Source organism: Pantoea sp. UBA6567, assembly GCF_002434165.1.
Lineage (GTDB): Bacteria > Pseudomonadota > Gammaproteobacteria > Enterobacterales > Enterobacteriaceae > Pantoea > Pantoea eucrina.
The window spans coordinates 255,899-271,690 of record NZ_DJJN01000003.1; the positions used below are offsets into that span (position 1 = coordinate 255,899).

At 57.9% G+C, this 15,792-nt stretch carries 14 protein-coding genes; 10 read left to right on the top strand and 4 right to left on the bottom strand.

The window, feature by feature from the left end; all coding sequences use genetic code 11:
* Positions 1-74: 74 nt before the first annotated feature.
* Both B4M48_RS02405 and B4M48_RS02410 read left to right on the top strand, forming a co-directional pair.
* Complete coding sequence (locus B4M48_RS02405) at positions 75-1,577, top strand: helicase HerA-like C-terminal domain-containing protein (protein ID WP_288655867.1); 1,503 nt, start codon at positions 75-77, stop codon at positions 1,575-1,577.
* Positions 1,578-1,600: 23 nt separating this feature from the next.
* Positions 1,601-2,878, top strand: coding sequence for a DUF445 domain-containing protein (locus B4M48_RS02410; RefSeq protein WP_288655868.1), 1,278 nt, complete (start codon positions 1,601-1,603; stop codon positions 2,876-2,878).
* A gap of 126 nt (positions 2,879-3,004) precedes the next feature.
* Here B4M48_RS02410 and lptG read toward each other — a convergent pair whose 3' ends face one another.
* Positions 3,005-4,081, bottom strand: a complete 1,077-nt coding sequence (gene lptG, locus B4M48_RS02415; RefSeq protein WP_039382335.1) for an LPS export ABC transporter permease LptG — start codon at positions 4,079-4,081, stop codon at positions 3,005-3,007.
* Complete coding sequence (lptF, locus tag B4M48_RS02420; RefSeq protein ID WP_071669130.1) at positions 4,081-5,181, bottom strand: LPS export ABC transporter permease LptF; 1,101 nt, start codon at positions 5,179-5,181, stop codon at positions 4,081-4,083. Before lptF ends, lptG begins: the two co-directional genes overlap by 1 nt.
* A gap of 265 nt (positions 5,182-5,446) precedes the next feature.
* Between lptF and pepA the strand changes: the two genes are divergently transcribed.
* The 4 genes from pepA to B4M48_RS02440 all read left to right on the top strand — a co-directional run bounded on the left by pepA (position 5,447) and on the right by B4M48_RS02440 (position 11,206).
* Positions 5,447-6,958, top strand: coding sequence for a leucyl aminopeptidase (gene pepA / locus B4M48_RS02425; protein WP_039382329.1), 1,512 nt, complete (start codon positions 5,447-5,449; stop codon positions 6,956-6,958).
* A 354-nt stretch (positions 6,959-7,312) separates the two neighbouring features.
* Positions 7,313-7,771, top strand: a complete 459-nt coding sequence (locus B4M48_RS02430; RefSeq protein WP_039382327.1) for a DNA polymerase III subunit chi — start codon at positions 7,313-7,315, stop codon at positions 7,769-7,771.
* Between the two features lie 5 nt (positions 7,772-7,776).
* Positions 7,777-10,632, top strand: coding sequence for a valine--tRNA ligase (locus B4M48_RS02435; RefSeq protein ID WP_039382324.1), 2,856 nt, complete (start codon positions 7,777-7,779; stop codon positions 10,630-10,632).
* Positions 10,633-10,699: 67 nt separating this feature from the next.
* Positions 10,700-11,206, top strand: a complete 507-nt coding sequence (locus B4M48_RS02440) for a GNAT family N-acetyltransferase (RefSeq protein ID WP_039382322.1) — start codon at positions 10,700-10,702, stop codon at positions 11,204-11,206.
* A 10-nt stretch (positions 11,207-11,216) separates the two neighbouring features.
* Here the strand turns inward: B4M48_RS02440 and miaE are convergent, their stop codons facing one another.
* Positions 11,217-11,978 carry a tRNA isopentenyl-2-thiomethyl-A-37 hydroxylase MiaE gene (miaE, locus tag B4M48_RS02445; RefSeq protein WP_039382319.1) on the bottom strand — a complete coding sequence of 254 codons (762 nt, stop codon included), beginning with the start codon at positions 11,976-11,978 and terminating at the stop codon, positions 11,217-11,219.
* A gap of 55 nt (positions 11,979-12,033) precedes the next feature.
* On the bottom strand, positions 12,034-12,459 hold the full coding sequence (gene rraB / locus B4M48_RS02450) for a ribonuclease E inhibitor RraB (protein WP_039382316.1): 426 nt from the start codon (positions 12,457-12,459) through the stop codon (positions 12,034-12,036).
* A gap of 163 nt (positions 12,460-12,622) precedes the next feature.
* Here rraB and argF point away from each other — a divergent pair, with 163 nt between their 5' ends.
* From argF to ridA, 4 genes are all read left to right on the top strand, one after another.
* Complete coding sequence (gene argF / locus B4M48_RS02455) at positions 12,623-13,630, top strand: ornithine carbamoyltransferase (RefSeq protein WP_071669132.1); 1,008 nt, start codon at positions 12,623-12,625, stop codon at positions 13,628-13,630.
* A 229-nt stretch (positions 13,631-13,859) separates the two neighbouring features.
* Positions 13,860-14,795, top strand: coding sequence for an aspartate carbamoyltransferase (gene pyrB, locus B4M48_RS02460; RefSeq protein WP_039382311.1), 936 nt, complete (start codon positions 13,860-13,862; stop codon positions 14,793-14,795).
* A 13-nt stretch (positions 14,796-14,808) separates the two neighbouring features.
* Complete coding sequence (pyrI, locus tag B4M48_RS02465; RefSeq protein ID WP_039382309.1) at positions 14,809-15,273, top strand: aspartate carbamoyltransferase regulatory subunit; 465 nt, start codon at positions 14,809-14,811, stop codon at positions 15,271-15,273.
* 80 nt (positions 15,274-15,353) lie between these two features.
* The gene (ridA, locus tag B4M48_RS02470; protein ID WP_039382308.1) at positions 15,354-15,740 is read left to right on the top strand and encodes a 2-iminobutanoate/2-iminopropanoate deaminase; all 387 of its coding nucleotides are present in this window, start codon (positions 15,354-15,356) and stop codon (positions 15,738-15,740) included.
* Positions 15,741-15,792: the final 52 nt, after the last annotated feature.

Below are 15,792 nucleotides of genomic sequence, written 5' to 3' on the forward strand. Positions count from 1 at the left end.
GCAATCAGTTGCGCTACCGCAGGCTGCGCTTGCTATCCTTGGTGTCATAACGCATTGCTGAAGAGCGAGAGATTATGACCACCCCACTGCTGATTGCTCAAACCCACGATATCCGGCTGTCGCTGCTCCCGGCGATGGCCAATCGCCACGGGCTGATCGCTGGCGCCACCGGTACCGGCAAAACCGTTACGCTGCAGAAGCTGGCAGAATCCTTTTCACAGGCCGGCGTGCCGGTATTTATGGCTGACGTCAAAGGGGATTTAAGCGGCATTGCCACTCCCGGCAGCGCCTCTGAGAAGCTGCAGGCGCGGCTGTCACAGATTGGCGTCAGCGACTGGCAGCCGCATGACAACCCGGTGATGCTGTGGGATATCTTCGGTCAGCAGGGCCACCCGGTACGTGCCACCGTTACCGATCTGGGCCCCCTGCTGCTGGCGCGGCTGCTGGGGCTGAATGAGGTGCAGTCGGGCGTATTGCAGATTATTTTCCGCATTGCAGACGATCAGGGGCTGCTGCTGCTCGATTTCAAAGATCTGCGCGCAATGACGCAGTATATCGGCGACAACGCCAAAGCGTTTCAGACGCAGTATGGCAACATCAGCAGCGCATCAGTGGGTGCGATTCAGCGCGGCCTGCTGGCGCTGGAGCAGCAGGGAGCGGAGCATTTTTTTGGTGAGCCGATGCTCGATATCCGCGACTGGATGTGCTGCGATGAGCAGGACCGCGGCTATATCAATATTCTCGCAGCAGAACGGCTCTATCAGATGCCTAAACTCTACGCCACCAGCCTGCTGTGGCTGCTGGCGGAACTCTATGAGCAGCTGCCGGAAGCGGGCGACCTGGATAAGCCGAAAATGGTCTTCTTCTTTGATGAGGCGCATCTGCTGTTCAGTGATGCACCGCCCGTGCTGCTGGAAAAGATCGAGCAGGTCATCCGCCTGATCCGCTCCAAAGGCGTGGGCGTCTGGTTCGTCACGCAGAATCCGTCAGATATTCCGGACAAGGTATTAGGCCAGCTTGGCAATCGCGTGCAGCACGCCCTGCGCGCCTTCACGCCGCGCGATCAGAAAGCGGTAAAAAGTGCCGCTGAGACCCTGCGCGCTAACCCGGCGTTTGATGCCGTGGCGGCGCTTCAGGCGCTCGGCACCGGTGAGGCGCTGATCTCTTTCCTCGATGAGAAAGGCAGTCCATCCATCGTGGAACGCGCTATGGTGATCGCCCCCGGCTCACGCATGGGGCCGCTGACGCAGGATGAGCGCAACGACCTGATCAACCACTCGCCGCTTTATGGCAAATATGATGAGGAGGTCGATCGCGAGTCGGCATTTGAGCGCCTGCAGCAGGGGATCGCCACCGCGCCGCAGCAGTCAGCGGCGCCGGACGTTAAAGGCGCTGACGTGAAGGTAGACAGCGGCATTCTTGGCGGTCTGAAAGATATTCTGTTTGGCACCACCGGACCGCGCGGCGGTAAACGCGACGGCGTGGTTCAGAGCGTGGCCCGCAGCGCAGCGCGCCAGGTCACCAGCCAGATCGTGCGCGGCATGCTGGGCAGCCTGCTCGGCGGGCGCCGCCGTTAAGGACTCTCTGCTAAGATCGGATAATGGATAAATATCAACAACTGAAGCGCAGCAAACAGCTGGCGCTGGCGCTGCTGCTGGCGGCAGCGGCAACCTTTATCGTTACGCTGTTTCTGCCACCCAATTTCTGGGTACTGGGCGTTAAAGCGATCGCGGAAGCGGCTATGGTCGGTGCACTGGCCGACTGGTTTGCGGTGGTGGCGCTGTTTCGCCGCGTGCCGCTGCCGCTGATTGCGCGCCATACGGCGATTATTCCGCGTAACAAAGATCGCATCGGCGAAAACCTCGGTCGCTTTGTACAGGAGAAGTTTCTCGATACCGATTCGCTGCTGGCGCTGATCCGCCGCAACAATCCGGCACAGCTGCTGGCGCAGTGGCTGAACGCGCCGGGCAACGCCGATCGCGTAGGGCGTCATCTGCTGCAGGTCATGCGCGGTTTTCTCGATCTCACTGACGATGCCCGCATTCAGCAGTTTATGCGGCGCGCCGTGCATCGCGCGCTGGATAAGGTCGATCTGACGCAGTCCAGTGCGATGATCCTCGACAGCCTGACCAAAAATAACCGTCATCAGGCGCTGCTGGATGCGGCGATTGAACAGCTGCTGCAGCTGCTGCATAAGCCCGGCACGCGTGAGTTTATCGCCCTGCAGATTGTGCGCTGGCTGAAGCGTGAGCATCCGGTTAAAGCTAAAGTGCTGCCGACCGAGTGGCTGGGTGAACACAGCGCCACGCTGGTCGCTAACGCGGTGGACTCCATTCTCGACGAAGTGGCGCGCGATCAGGGGCATGAGCTGCGTCTCGGCTTTAATCGCGCGGTGCAGCGGCTGATTGACCGGCTGAAAAGCGATCCGGAGATGGCAGCGCGCGCGGAGTCAGTGAAGCAGTGGCTGAAAGAGGATGAGTCGCTGAATCGCTATATCGGTGAGCTGTGGCAGGATCTGCGCGCCTGGCTGAAGCGCGATCTCAGCAGCGACGATTCCCGCGTACAGGAGCGGGTACGGCTGGCGGCGCTGTGGCTGGGAGGGACCCTGCTGGCCGATGAGGCGTTACGCAGTTCGATGAATCAGCATCTGGAGGATGCGGCGCGCAGCGTGGCCCCGGAGTTTGCTGCTTTTCTGACGCGTCATATCAGCGATACGGTAAAAAGCTGGGACGCACGCGATATGTCACAGCAGATTGAGCTGAATATTGGCCGCGATCTGCAGTTTATCCGCATCAACGGCACGCTGGTCGGCGGCACCATCGGCCTGCTGCTCTATCTGCTGTCCCAGTTGCCCGCGCTTCTGCAGACGCTGCCCTGACCCGCCGAGGCTGAGCCAGGGCGCCATCATTAACCGAGGGCGCCATAAATGGCGCCCCTACGTTATCGTGCAGGGGCCTCATTAATGAGGCCCTGGCGCATTCATGCGCCCCTGGATCTCTCCCGCTTAACGTCGTTTCAGCAACAGATAGAGACTGATAGCGAAGAAAGCGCCGCTGGGCAGGATTGCCCCTAATATTGGCGGCAGGCCATAGACCAGGCTCAGCGGACCAAAAATCTGATCCAGCACGTAGAACAGGAAGCCGAAGCTGATACCCGTCACCACGCGCACGCCCATCGATACGCTGCGCAGCGGTCCGAAGATAAAGGAGAGCGCCATCAGCATCATGACCGCTACCGAAAGCGGCTGGAAGATTTTACCCCACATATTGAGCTGATAACGGCCCGACTCCTGCCCGCTCTGCTTCAGATATTTACTGTAGTTATACAGTCCGCTGATAGAGAGCGCGTCCGGATCCAGCGCCACCACGCCCAGCTTGTCTGGCGTCAGGTTGGTTTTCCACTCGCCGTTCAGGCTCTGCGAACCGGTGATCTGCTTTGGATCGGTGAGGTCTGACTCATCCACCTGCGCCAGCTCCCACCGCTTACGCGCCTGATCCCAGGTCGCGGTAGCCGCGTAGCGCACGCTCTGCAGACGGCGGGCGTCGTTAAAGCGATAGATACTGACCCCATCAATCTCGTTATCGCCCTTGATGCGTTCGATATAGATAAAGTCGTTGCCATCCTTCGCCCAGAGGCCGTTCTGCGTGGAGACCAGCGACCCGCCGTAAAGCTGCTGCGCGCGGAAATTACGCGCCATCTGCTCGCCCTGCGGCGCCACAAACTCGCCGACGGCCATGGTCAGCAGCACCAGCGGGATCGCGGTTTTCATGACGGACAGCGCCACCTGCAGGCGGGTAAAGCCGGACGCCTGCATCACCACCAGCTCGCTGCGCTGAGCCAGCGTGCCGAGGCCAAGCAGCGCGCCAAGCAGCGCCGCCATCGGGAAGAAGATCTCGATATCTTTCGGCACGCTCAGCAGGGTGTAGTAGCCCGCATCCAGCGCGGAATACGCGCCCTGCCCGGTTTTGCGCAGCTGATCGACAAACTTGATAATGCCCGACAGCGACACCAGCATGAACAGCGTCATCATGATGGTGTTAAAAATGGTTTTACCGATATAGCGGTCAAGAACCTTAAACATCACACCGACCCTCCGCGGCTGAAACGCGCCCGCAGACGACGCATCGGCACGGTATCCCAGGCGTTAAGCGCCACCGCCAGTGCCAGATACGCGACGTTAACGGTCCACATCCAGATAGCCGGATCGAAGCGCCCTTTGGCCGCATTGGAACGCAGCGAACTCTGCAGCAGGAAGAAGATCAGATAGAGCAGCATCGCAGGCAGCATCGACAATACGCGGCCCTGACGTGGATTGACCACGCTAAGCGGCACCACCATCAGCGCCATAATCAGCACCGAGAAAACCAGCGTCAGACGCCAGTGCAGCTCAGCCTGGAACTGCGGCGTTTTGGTGTTGATCAGCGTAAGCAGATCGGCCTGATCGGCATCGTTAGGATCGAGCGTCGCTTCTTTATAGCCCACTACCGCCTGATAGTTCACAAAGTCAGTGATGCGGAAATCACGCAGCAGCGCGGTACCTTCAAAGCGGGTGCCTTTATCCAGCGTCACCACCTGCGAGCCATCCTTGCGCTGCTCCATATGGCCGCTGTCCGCCAGCACCACCGACGGACGCGCGTTGCCTTTAGGCCGCAGCTGCGCGAGGAACACGTTGCCGAAGGTGTTGCCTTTCACATCCTCGACAAACAGCACGGTATTGCCGTCGCTGGAGGTCTGGAACTGGCCTGCGGCCAGCGCAGCAGCGCCCGGGTTCGCTTTGGCATTCTGCGTAACCTCATCCTGGTAACGCGATGACCAGGGGCCGAGCCAGATCACGTTGACCGCCGCCACCAGCGAGGTCATCAGCATCAGGATCATCGCCGCTTTAACCAGTAACCCTTTACCCAGGCCGCAGGCGTGCATCACCGTAATTTCACTTTCGGTGTATAGCCGGCCCAGCGTCATTAAAATCGCCAGAAACAGACTTAAGGGTAAAATAAGTTGCGCCATTTCAGGCACACCGAGTCCTAACAAGGTCAGAACCAGATTTGTGGGGATTTCGCCATCCACCGCCGCCCCTAAGATCCTGACTAACTTCTGACAAAAGAAGATTAGCAGCAGGATAAACAGGATAGCCAGCTGGCTTTTGAGCGTTTCCCGAACCAGATATCTAATAATGATCACGCTTAGTACGCCTGTGAAAACTTGTCTTTTTGCAGGAAAATCGCTAGTTTCAACGCTTATCAGCCATTTTTCTTCATCAATGGCCGTATTGGTCGCTAAAATGGTCTGTTAATGCGTCAGGGTGGTGAAAAAACATCATATTGTCACCCCACTCATTATGACCAGCGGCGTTAAATTGTCATGGCGTCGCGCCAAATAATGGGTGACGAACGCGCTACATTCTAACGACAGCTACGGCCGTTGTCTTTAAGATTCAGGAGAGTGCATGGAGTTCAGTGTAAAAAGCGGCAGCCCGGAAAAACAGCGGAGCGCCTGCATTGTTGTAGGCGTTTTTGAGCCGCGCCGTTTATCGCCCATTGCCGAACAGCTGGATAAAATCAGCGACGGCTATATCAGTGCGCTGCTGCGCCGCGGCGAACTGGAGGGCAAAGTCGGCCAGACGCTGCTGCTGCACCATGTGCCGAATATTCTCTCTGAACGTATTCTGCTGATTGGCTGCGGCAAAGAGCGCGAGCTGGACGAGCGTCAGTATAAGCAGGTGATCCAGAAGACCATTAACACGCTGAATGACACCGGCTCCATGGAAGCGGTCTGCTTCCTGACCGAACTGCATGTTAAAGGCCGCAACACCTACTGGAAAGTGCGCCAGGCTATCGAAACTTCGAAAGAGGCGCTCTACAACTTTGATCAGCTGAAAAGCAATAAAGTTGAGCCGCGTCGTCCGCTGCGCAAGCTGGTGTTCAACGTCCCGACGCGTCGCGAACTCACCAGCGGTGAGCGCGCTATTCAGCATGGCCTTGCCGTAGCAGCCGGCGTGAAAGCGGCAAAAGATCTCAGCAACATGCCGCCAAATATCTGTAATGCGGCCTATCTCGCTTCGCAGGCACGCCAGCTGGCAGACGCTTACAGCAAAAACGTCACGACCCGTGTTATCGGCGAACAGCAGATGAAAGAGCTGGGCATGAATGCCTATCTTGCGGTCGGCGCCGGTTCGCACAATGAGTCGCTGATGTCGGTCATTGAGTACAAAGGCAACAGCGATCCGGACGCGCGTCCCATCGTGCTGGTGGGTAAAGGGCTGACCTTTGACGCCGGCGGCATCTCTATCAAGCCTGCTGAAGGCATGGATGAGATGAAATATGATATGTGCGGCGCGGCCTCGGTCTATGGCGTAATGCGTATGGTGGCAGAACTCAATCTGCCGCTGAACGTCGTGGGCGTGCTGGTGGGCTGTGAAAATATGCCGGATGGCCGCGCAATGCGCCCGGGCGATGTTCTGACCACGATGTCAGGCCAGACGGTGGAAGTGCTGAATACCGATGCTGAAGGTCGTCTGGTGCTGTGCGACGCCCTTACCTACGTTGAACGCTTTGAGCCTGAAGTGGTGATTGACGTGGCGACCCTGACCGGTGCCTGCGTGATTGCGCTGGGTCATCACGTCAGCGGCCTGCTTTCGAATCACAATCCGCTGGCGCATGAGCTGATCAGCGCTTCTGAACAGTCAGGCGACCGCGCGTGGCGGCTGCCGATGGCCGATGAGTATCAGGAGCAGCTGGAGTCGAACTTTGCCGATATGGCGAATATCGGCGGACGTCCGGGCGGTGCGATTACGGCCGCCTGCTTCCTGGCGCGTTTTGCACGCAAATATAACTGGGCGCACCTCGATATCGCCGGCACTGCATGGCGCTCCGGTAAAGCCAAAGGCGCTACCGGTCGTCCGGTACCGATGCTCTCTCAGTTCCTGCTGAACCGTGCGGGTCTGAACGGCGACGATTAATCGGTATTGCGCGTCCTGTGGCGGCATTTCCCCCGTAGGGGCGCCATTCATGGCGCCCGGTTTGATGCGCGTGCGGAACGTGATGACGCCATTCATGGCGCCCGGGTCGATGCGCGTACGGGACGCGATGGCGTTCAATACGGTGCGGTTATTGACCAGGGGCGCATAAATGCGCCCCCTGTGGCGGCATTTCCCATTTAGGGGCGCCATTCATGGCGCCCGGGTTGACGCGCGTACGGGACGTGATGACGCCATCAACAACATTCCTGCTGCTGATATCGGCCTTAATGTTGGACGCACGCCGCGCGCTGACGCACAATGCTCTCTGTTGTTACTGATGGAATTTAGCCCGCCATGAAAAACGCCACCTTCTATGTTTTAGAGTCAGAAAGCGCCAGTGATGGCCTTAGCGCTATTGAAGCGCTGGTGTGCGATCTGGCTGCTACCCGCTGGCGTGAAGGCAAACGTATCCTGATCGCCTGTGAAAGCGAAGCGCAGGCGAACCGGCTGGACGAGGCGCTCTGGCAGCGCCCGGCTAACGCCTTTGTGCCGCATAATCTGGCGGGTGAAGGCCCGCGCTACGGTGCGCCGGTAGAGCTTGCCTGGCCGCAGCGCCGCAGCAGTGCGCCGCGCGATTTGCTGATCAGCCTGCTGCCGGCATTCGCAGATTTTGCCACCGCTTTCCATGAAGTGATAGACTTCGTACCGTATGAAGAATCCCTGAAACAACCGGCGCGCGATCGCTATAAAGCCTATCGTAGCGTTGGTTTCCAACTGAAAACGGCGCCACCACCCCCGCCGCAAACGACATAGCAGAAATGGACAAGACATATAACCCGCAAGATATCGAGCAGCCGCTCTACGAGCACTGGGAACAGCAGGGCTACTTTAAACCGAATGGCGACACCAGCCAGGAAAGCTTTTGCATCATGATCCCGCCGCCGAACGTTACCGGCAGCTTGCATATGGGTCACGCCTTCCAGCAGACCATTATGGATACCATGATCCGCTACCAGCGCATGCAGGGTAAAAATACCCTGTGGCAGGCGGGCACTGACCATGCCGGTATTGCGACGCAGATGGTTGTAGAGCGTAAGATCGCCGCCGAAGAGGGGAAAACGCGCCAGGATTATGGTCGTGACGCCTTTATCGATAAAATCTGGGAGTGGAAAGCGGAATCAGGCGGCACTATTACCCGCCAGATGCGCCGCCTCGGCAACTCCGTGGACTGGGAGCGCGAGCGCTTCACCATGGATGACGGCCTCTCAAATGCGGTGAAAGAAGTTTTTGTGCGCCTTTATAAAGAGAACCTGATCTACCGTGGCAAACGCCTGGTAAACTGGGACCCTAAACTGCGCACCGCTATCTCCGATCTGGAAGTAGAAAACCGCGAAAGCAAAGGCTCGATGTGGCATATCCGCTATCCGCTGGCGGATGGCGCGACCACGGCAGACGGCAAAGATTATCTGGTTGTCGCTACCACCCGCCCGGAAACCCTGCTGGGCGATACCGGCGTTGCCGTCAATCCGGAAGATCCACGCTATAAAGATCTGATCGGCAAAGAGCTGATCCTGCCGCTGGTAGATCGTCGCATTCCGATCGTGGGTGATGAGCACGCCGATATGGAAAAAGGCACCGGCTGCGTGAAGATCACCCCGGCGCACGATTTCAACGACTATGAAGTGGGTCGTCGTCACAAGCTGCCGATGATCAACATTCTGACCTTTGACGGCGATATCCGCAGCCGTGCCGAGGTGTTTGACACCAACGGTGAAGCGAGCACCGCCTGCTCCGATGAAATCCCGGCGGCGTTTCAGGGTATGGAGCGCTTTGCCGCGCGTAAAGCGATTGTCGCTGCCGTGGATGAAGCGGGCCTGCTGGATGAGATCAAGCCACACGACCTGACGGTGCCGTACGGCGATCGCGGCGGCGTGGTGATTGAGCCGATGCTGACCGATCAGTGGTACGTGCGTACTGCCCCGCTGGCGAAAGTTGCGGTAGAAGCGGTAGAGAACGGCGACATCCAGTTTGTACCGAAGCAGTATGAAAATATGTACTTCTCCTGGATGCGCGATATTCAGGACTGGTGTATTTCACGCCAGCTCTGGTGGGGGCATCGCATTCCGGCGTGGTATGACAACGACGGCAACGTCTATGTCGGCCGCACCGAAGAAGAAGTGCGTCAGGAAAATAATCTGGCTGCAGACGTGGCGCTGCGTCAGGATGATGACGTGCTGGATACCTGGTTCTCTTCCGGCCTGTGGACCTTCTCTACTCTTGGCTGGCCAGAGAACACCGAAGCGCTGCGCACCTTCCACCCCACCAGCGTGCTGGTGAGCGGCTTCGACATTATCTTCTTCTGGATCGCGCGCATGATCATGCTGACCATGCACTTTATCAAAGATGAAAACGGCAAGCCGCAGGTGCCGTTTAAGACCGTCTATATGACCGGTCTGATCCGCGATGAAGAGGGACAGAAGATGTCGAAGTCGAAAGGCAACGTCATCGATCCGCTCGATATGGTTGATGGGATTTCGCTGGAAGCGCTGCTGGAGAAACGTACCGGCAACATGATGCAGCCGCAGCTGGCGGAAAAAATCCGCAAGCGCACCGAGAAGCAGTTCCCGGACGGCATCGTGCCATCAGGCACTGACGCCCTGCGCTTTACGCTGGCCGCGCTGGCCTCAACCGGACGCGATATCAACTGGGATATGAAGCGTCTTGAAGGCTATCGCAACTTCTGTAATAAGCTGTGGAACGCCAGCCGCTTTGTGCTGATGAATACCGAAGATCAGGATTGCGGTCAGCAGGGTGGCGAACTGAAGCTGTCGCTGGCGGATCGCTGGATCCTGAGCGAGTTTAACCGCACGGTGAAAGCGTACCGTGAGGCGCTGGACAGCTATCGCTTCGATATCGCGGCCAATATTCTCTATGACTTCACCTGGAATCAGTTCTGCGACTGGTATCTGGAGCTGACCAAGCCGGTGATGAACAGCGGCAGCGAAGCGGAGCTGCGCGGCACGCGCAACACGCTGGTAACGGTGCTGGAAGCCCTGCTGCGTCTGGCACACCCGATTATTCCGTTTATTACGGAAACTATCTGGCAGCGCGTAAAAGTGCTGAAAAACATCGATCATGACACCATTATGCTGCAGCCGTTCCCGCAGTATGACGCGGCGAATGAGGATGCCGCAGCGCAGGCAGACATTGAGTGGATGAAACAGGCGATTGTCGCGGTACGTAATATCCGTGCTGAGATGAACATTGCGCCGAGTAAGCCGCTGGATGTGCTGCTGCGCGACTGCTCCGCTGACGCACAGCGTCGCGTGGAAGAGAACCGCAACTTCCTCTCCCGCCTGGCGCGTCTCGCGAGCCTGACGATCCTGCCGGCGGGCGACAAAGGCCCGGTCTCTGTGACCAAGATCGTCGAGGGCGCAGAGCTGCTGATCCCGATGGCCGATCTGGTCAACAAAGAGGCGGAGCTGGAGCGTCTGGCAAAAGAGCTGCTGAAGCTGGATGTTGAGATTGAGAAGATCCAGACCAAGCTGGCGAACGAAGGCTTTGTGTCGCGCGCTCCGGAAGCGGTGGTCGCGAAAGAGCGCGAGCGCGTGGCGGAGATGGAGCAGTCAAAAGCAAAACTGATTGAACAGCAGGGCGTGATTGCGGCATTGTAAGCGCTTAAGACCTGTTCGTTAACCGAAGCCGGGCTCTGCCCGGCTTTTTTATTACCGGAATTCTGCCATGAGCACCCTCACCTCACTGAATCTGCAGGTCCGCCCGATCTGCGCCGCGGACAACCAGCCGATTGCACAGGTGATCCGCACGGTGTCAGCCGAGTTTGGCCTGACCGCGGATAAAGGCTATACCGTCGCCGATCCCCAGCTTGATAGCCTGTTTGAACTCTACAGTACCCCAGGGAGCGCCTACTGGATTGTGGAGCTGGAAGGCAGCGTCGTGGGCGGCGGCGGCATTGCGCCGCTGGCGTGCAGCGCGCCCGATATCTGCGAACTCCAGAAGATGTATTTTCTGCCGCAGGTGCGCGGGCTCGGCCTGGCGCGTGAACTGGCGCTGCGCGCGCTGGCGTTTGCCCAGGCGCAGGGGTTCCGCCGCTGCTATCTGGAGACCACCGCCAGCCTGACGCGGGCGATTGCGCTTTATGAAGCGCTGGGATTTACGCACATTGACCGCGCCATGGGCTGTACCGGTCACGTCGATTGCGAAGTGCGGATGCTTAAAACGCTGGCGTAGAAGCCCGCACTCAGAACGCGGGCACGCCGCTGTGAAAGCGCAGCTCCGTATCCGGCTCGCCGATCAGGCGCGCTTCCGCTGCGCCGATCGCCTGCACGCGCGGTGTAATATCGCGCGGTGAGATCTGCGCTGCCAGCGCAAGGTAGTCCTGATAGTGACGCGCTTCTGAACGCAGCAGCGAGATATAGAACTTCTCCAGCTGCGCATCCAGATGCGGTGCCAGGCTGGCAAACCGTTCGCAGGAGCGCGCTTCAATATAGGCGCCGCAAATCAGCTTATCCACCAGCGTATCGGGCTCATGGGTGGTGACCTCCCGCAGCAGCCCTTTTGCATAGCGGCTGGCGGTGATTTTGCGGTAAATCAGACCGCGCGCCTGCATGATCTCCCATACCTGATAAAAGTGGTGCAGCTCCTCTTTGATCAGCAGCACCATCTTCTCCACCATCTCATCCGCCCACGGCAGTTCGTTGCGCACGATAACGCTTTTGGTCAGATTTTTATGCGCATTGATGAAGTCGCTGCTGTGCGCTTCGCCAAAGACAAACGCCTCATAAGGTTCGAGCCACGCCAGAATCGCCTCACCGCTCGGTTTATCTGCCACATATTTACGGATCAGCCATACGGCGGTCTGTGCCGCTTTCAGCTCACATACCATGTGATCGGTCAGCAGCAGCGTAAGATTTTCCGGTTTGCGCGCCTCTGCGATCCACGCCTCAGGCGTGCGACAGTGCAGGAACTGGTGGATGGGTGCTAATAGCGGGGCGTAATTCATCAGTGGTCTTTACAGGCAGGTAAGTGAAACGGGCGACAGGCGCCGCCCGGTACAATCAGTGACGGACGCCGTTATCCTCGCCGTCGTCGTCCATCTCTTCATCTTCGTCTTCGTCATCTTCCGCGTTGGGATCTTCGAAGTAGGTACCCCAGCCGTCATAATCGACGTTGTATTTGCCCACCAGGTTCACCAGCTGCTCAACCTGCGCATCGATCAGTTCAGGTTTCAGGGCAGATTCGCTGAGGATATCCACACACATTACCGTGGTGCCATCTTCCAGCTCCAGCTCTTCCGGCTCGGTGACTTCATAGCCCAGCTTAAACGCATCAACTGCCGCTTTTTCCAGCGAGTCGAAGTTGTTGCAGGAGAGATGATGTTCAATGGTGTAGAGCGCGTCCGGATCGCTTCCGTCATCCAGCAGCTCTTCGATGATCAGACGCGTCTCTTCGCGCTGTTCTTCCAGCAATGCTTCGTATGCCATGTGTGAGTCCTCAAAATGGTGGCAGTGAATGCAATTATTTTCCCATACTGCCTCGCGCGCCACTACACAAAACAGAAAGTTTATTTGCGCCGGGGTTGAAAATGAATATTCATACCATTAAATTGAATTTTAATTCATTATTAAGCAGCTTACGGAGCAAAGCATGAGCCAGTTATATTCGAAACATTTCCTGCGGTTGCTGGATTTTACTCCGGCAGAGATCGCCAGCCTGCTGTCGCTGGCCGCTGAATTAAAGCAGGCCAAAAAAAGCGGCAGTGAACCGCGCTACCTTACCGGCAAAAATATTGCGCTCATCTTCGAAAAAGACTCGACCCGTACCCGATGCTCTTTCGAAGTTGCCGCTTACGATCAGGGTGCAAACGTGACCTATCTCGGGCCGGGCGGCAGTCAGATTGGGCATAAAGAGTCGATGAAAGACACCGCCCGGGTGCTGGGACGCTTCTATGACGGTATTCAGTATCGCGGCTATGGTCAGGCGCTGGTGGAAACTTTGGCTGAACACGCCGGTGTACCAGTGTGGAACGGTCTGACCGATGAGTTTCATCCTACGCAGCTGCTGGCCGATCTGCTCACGATGCAGGAGCAGCTGCCGGGTAAAGCGCTGAGCGACATGACGCTGGTGTATGTGGGCGACGCGCGCAATAACATGGGCAACAGCATGCTGGAGGCCGCCGCGCTGACGGGGCTCGATTTGCGTCTGGTAGCGCCTGAAGCGTGCTGGCCGGAGAGCGGGCTGGTAGAGACGTGCCGGGCAGCGGCGGCGCAAACCGGCGGCAAAATTACGCTGACGGAGAATATCGCCGAAGGCGTGCAGGGTGCAGACTTTATCTATACTGACGTCTGGGTCTCTATGGGCGAGGCGAAATCGGTGTGGGAAGAGCGTATCGCTCTGCTGCGCCCCTATCAGGTTAACAGCGCGATGCTGGCGCTGACCGGTAATCCGCAGGTGAAGTTTCTGCACTGCCTGCCCGCTTTTCACGATGACAAAACCACGCTGGGCCAGCAGCTGGCGGCGCAGTACGGACTGGAAGCCGGAATGGAAGTCAGCGACGAGGTATTTGAGTCGGCGCACAGCGTGGTATTCGATCAGGCGGAAAACCGCATGCACACCATTAAAGCAGTGATGGTGGCCACGCTGGCTCAGCGCTGATTAACGCCAGGCAAACGTTTACTTAGCGCTTGCTGCCCGCCCGCGAATGCGTATAATGCGCCACAATTTGCCGGAGGAAATATGCCACAGCGCCAGCCACATTTTGCCGCTCCCGTCCGCCTGAACGCAGGCGGCACCGCTGTTTCTTTCCGCTATTCACCGATCGTTATAAAGCCCCTGTAAAGGGGCTTTTTTTTGTCCGCTATCCGGCAGCACTGAGGAGAAAGCTATGGCTAACCCGCTATATCGCAAACACATCATTTCCATCAACGATCTTAATCGCGATGAACTGGAGCTGGTGCTGCATACCGCTGCCCGGCTTAAGGCGCAGCCGCAGCCTGAGCTGCTGAAGCATAATGTGATTGCCAGCTGTTTTTTCGAAGCCTCTACCCGGACCCGCCTCTCGTTTGAGACGGCGATGCATCGCCTGGGGGCATCGGTGGTCGGGTTCGCCGACGGCGGTAACACCTCGCTGGGCAAGAAAGGCGAAACGCTGGCCGACACCATTTCCGTCATCGGCACCTACGTTGACGCTATCGTGATGCGCCATCCGCAGGAGGGTGCGGCGCGTCTGGCCACGGAATTTTCTGGCGGCGTACCGATCCTCAACGCCGGCGATGGTGCGAATCAGCATCCGACGCAAACCCTGCTCGATCTCTTTACCATCCGTGAAACGCAGGGGCGGCTTGATAACCTCAGCGTCGCGATGGTCGGCGATCTGAAATATGGCCGTACCGTGCACTCGCTTACGCAGGCGCTGGCAAAATTCACCGGCAACCGTTTTTACTTTATCGCCCCGTCAGCACTCGCCATGCCCGCCTATATTACCGATATGCTGGATGAACAGAACATCGTCTGGACGCGGCACGACAGCATTGAAGAGGTGCTGCCTGAACTCGACATTCTTTATATGACACGGGTGCAGAAAGAGCGTCTCGATCCGTCAGAGTACGCCAATGTTAAGGCACAGTTCATTCTGCGCGCCGCCGATCTGCACGGCGCGCGCGGCAATATGAAGGTGCTGCATCCGCTGCCGCGCGTGGATGAGATCGCCACCGACGTCGACAGCACGCCCCATGCCTGGTATTTCCAGCAGGCGGGGAACGGCATTTTTGCCCGCCAGGCGCTTCTGGCGCTGGTACTGAATAGCGAACTGACAGACTAAGGAGCCGACGATCATGACCCAGGATAATAAACTGCAGGTAGAAGCGATTAAACGCGGCACGGTAATCGATCATATTCCGGCCCAGACGGGATTTACGTTGCTGTCGCTGTTCCGCCTGACGGAAACCGAGCAGCGTATTACCATCGGCCTTAACCTTCCTTCCGGCGAGATGGGACGTAAGGATCTGATCAAAATCGAGAACACTTTTCTTACTGAAGATCAGATCAATCAGCTGGCGTTTTATGCGCCGCACGCTACGGTAAACCGTATCGAAGAGTATGAGGTGGTGGCCAAAATTACCCCAACGCTACCGGCGCGCATTGAGCAGGTGCTGACCTGCCCGAACAGCAACTGTATCAGCCGCAGCGAGCCGGTTTTCTCCAGCTTTGCGGTAAAGCAGCGTGAAGATGATATCCACCTGCAGTGTAAATATTGCGAGAAGTCGTTTGCCCGCCATGTGGTGCTGGGTCACTGGTAATCATCTGACCGCTCCCTATAATGGGAACCCTTGCTTACGCGGCGAGCGCCCCGCTGGCCGCGCACTTCTGAGGAGAAACGATGTCTCGCGAAATCAGTACGGAACAGGCTCCCGCCGCTATCGGTCCCTATGTGCAGGGCGTAGATCTCGGCAGCATGATTATCACCTCCGGACAGATCCCGGTCGATCCGGCAACCGGCGCGGTCGCCGATGATGTGGCAGCCCAGGCGCGCCAGTCGCTGGAGAATGTCAAAGCGATTGTTGAAGCAGCCGGTCTGCAGGTTGGCGACATTGTCAAAACCACGGTCTTTGTCAAAGACCTCAACGACTTTGCCACGGTTAACGCCACTTACGAGGCGTTTTTTACTGAGCATCAGGCCAGCTTCCCGGCGCGCTCCTGTGTCGAGGTCGCCCGCCTGCCTAAAGATGTCAAAATTGAGATTGAAGCGATCGCCGTACGTCGCTGATCCCCTGCCCCTCTCCCGGCCGGGAGGGGGGACTCACCACTTCCTTGCGGCA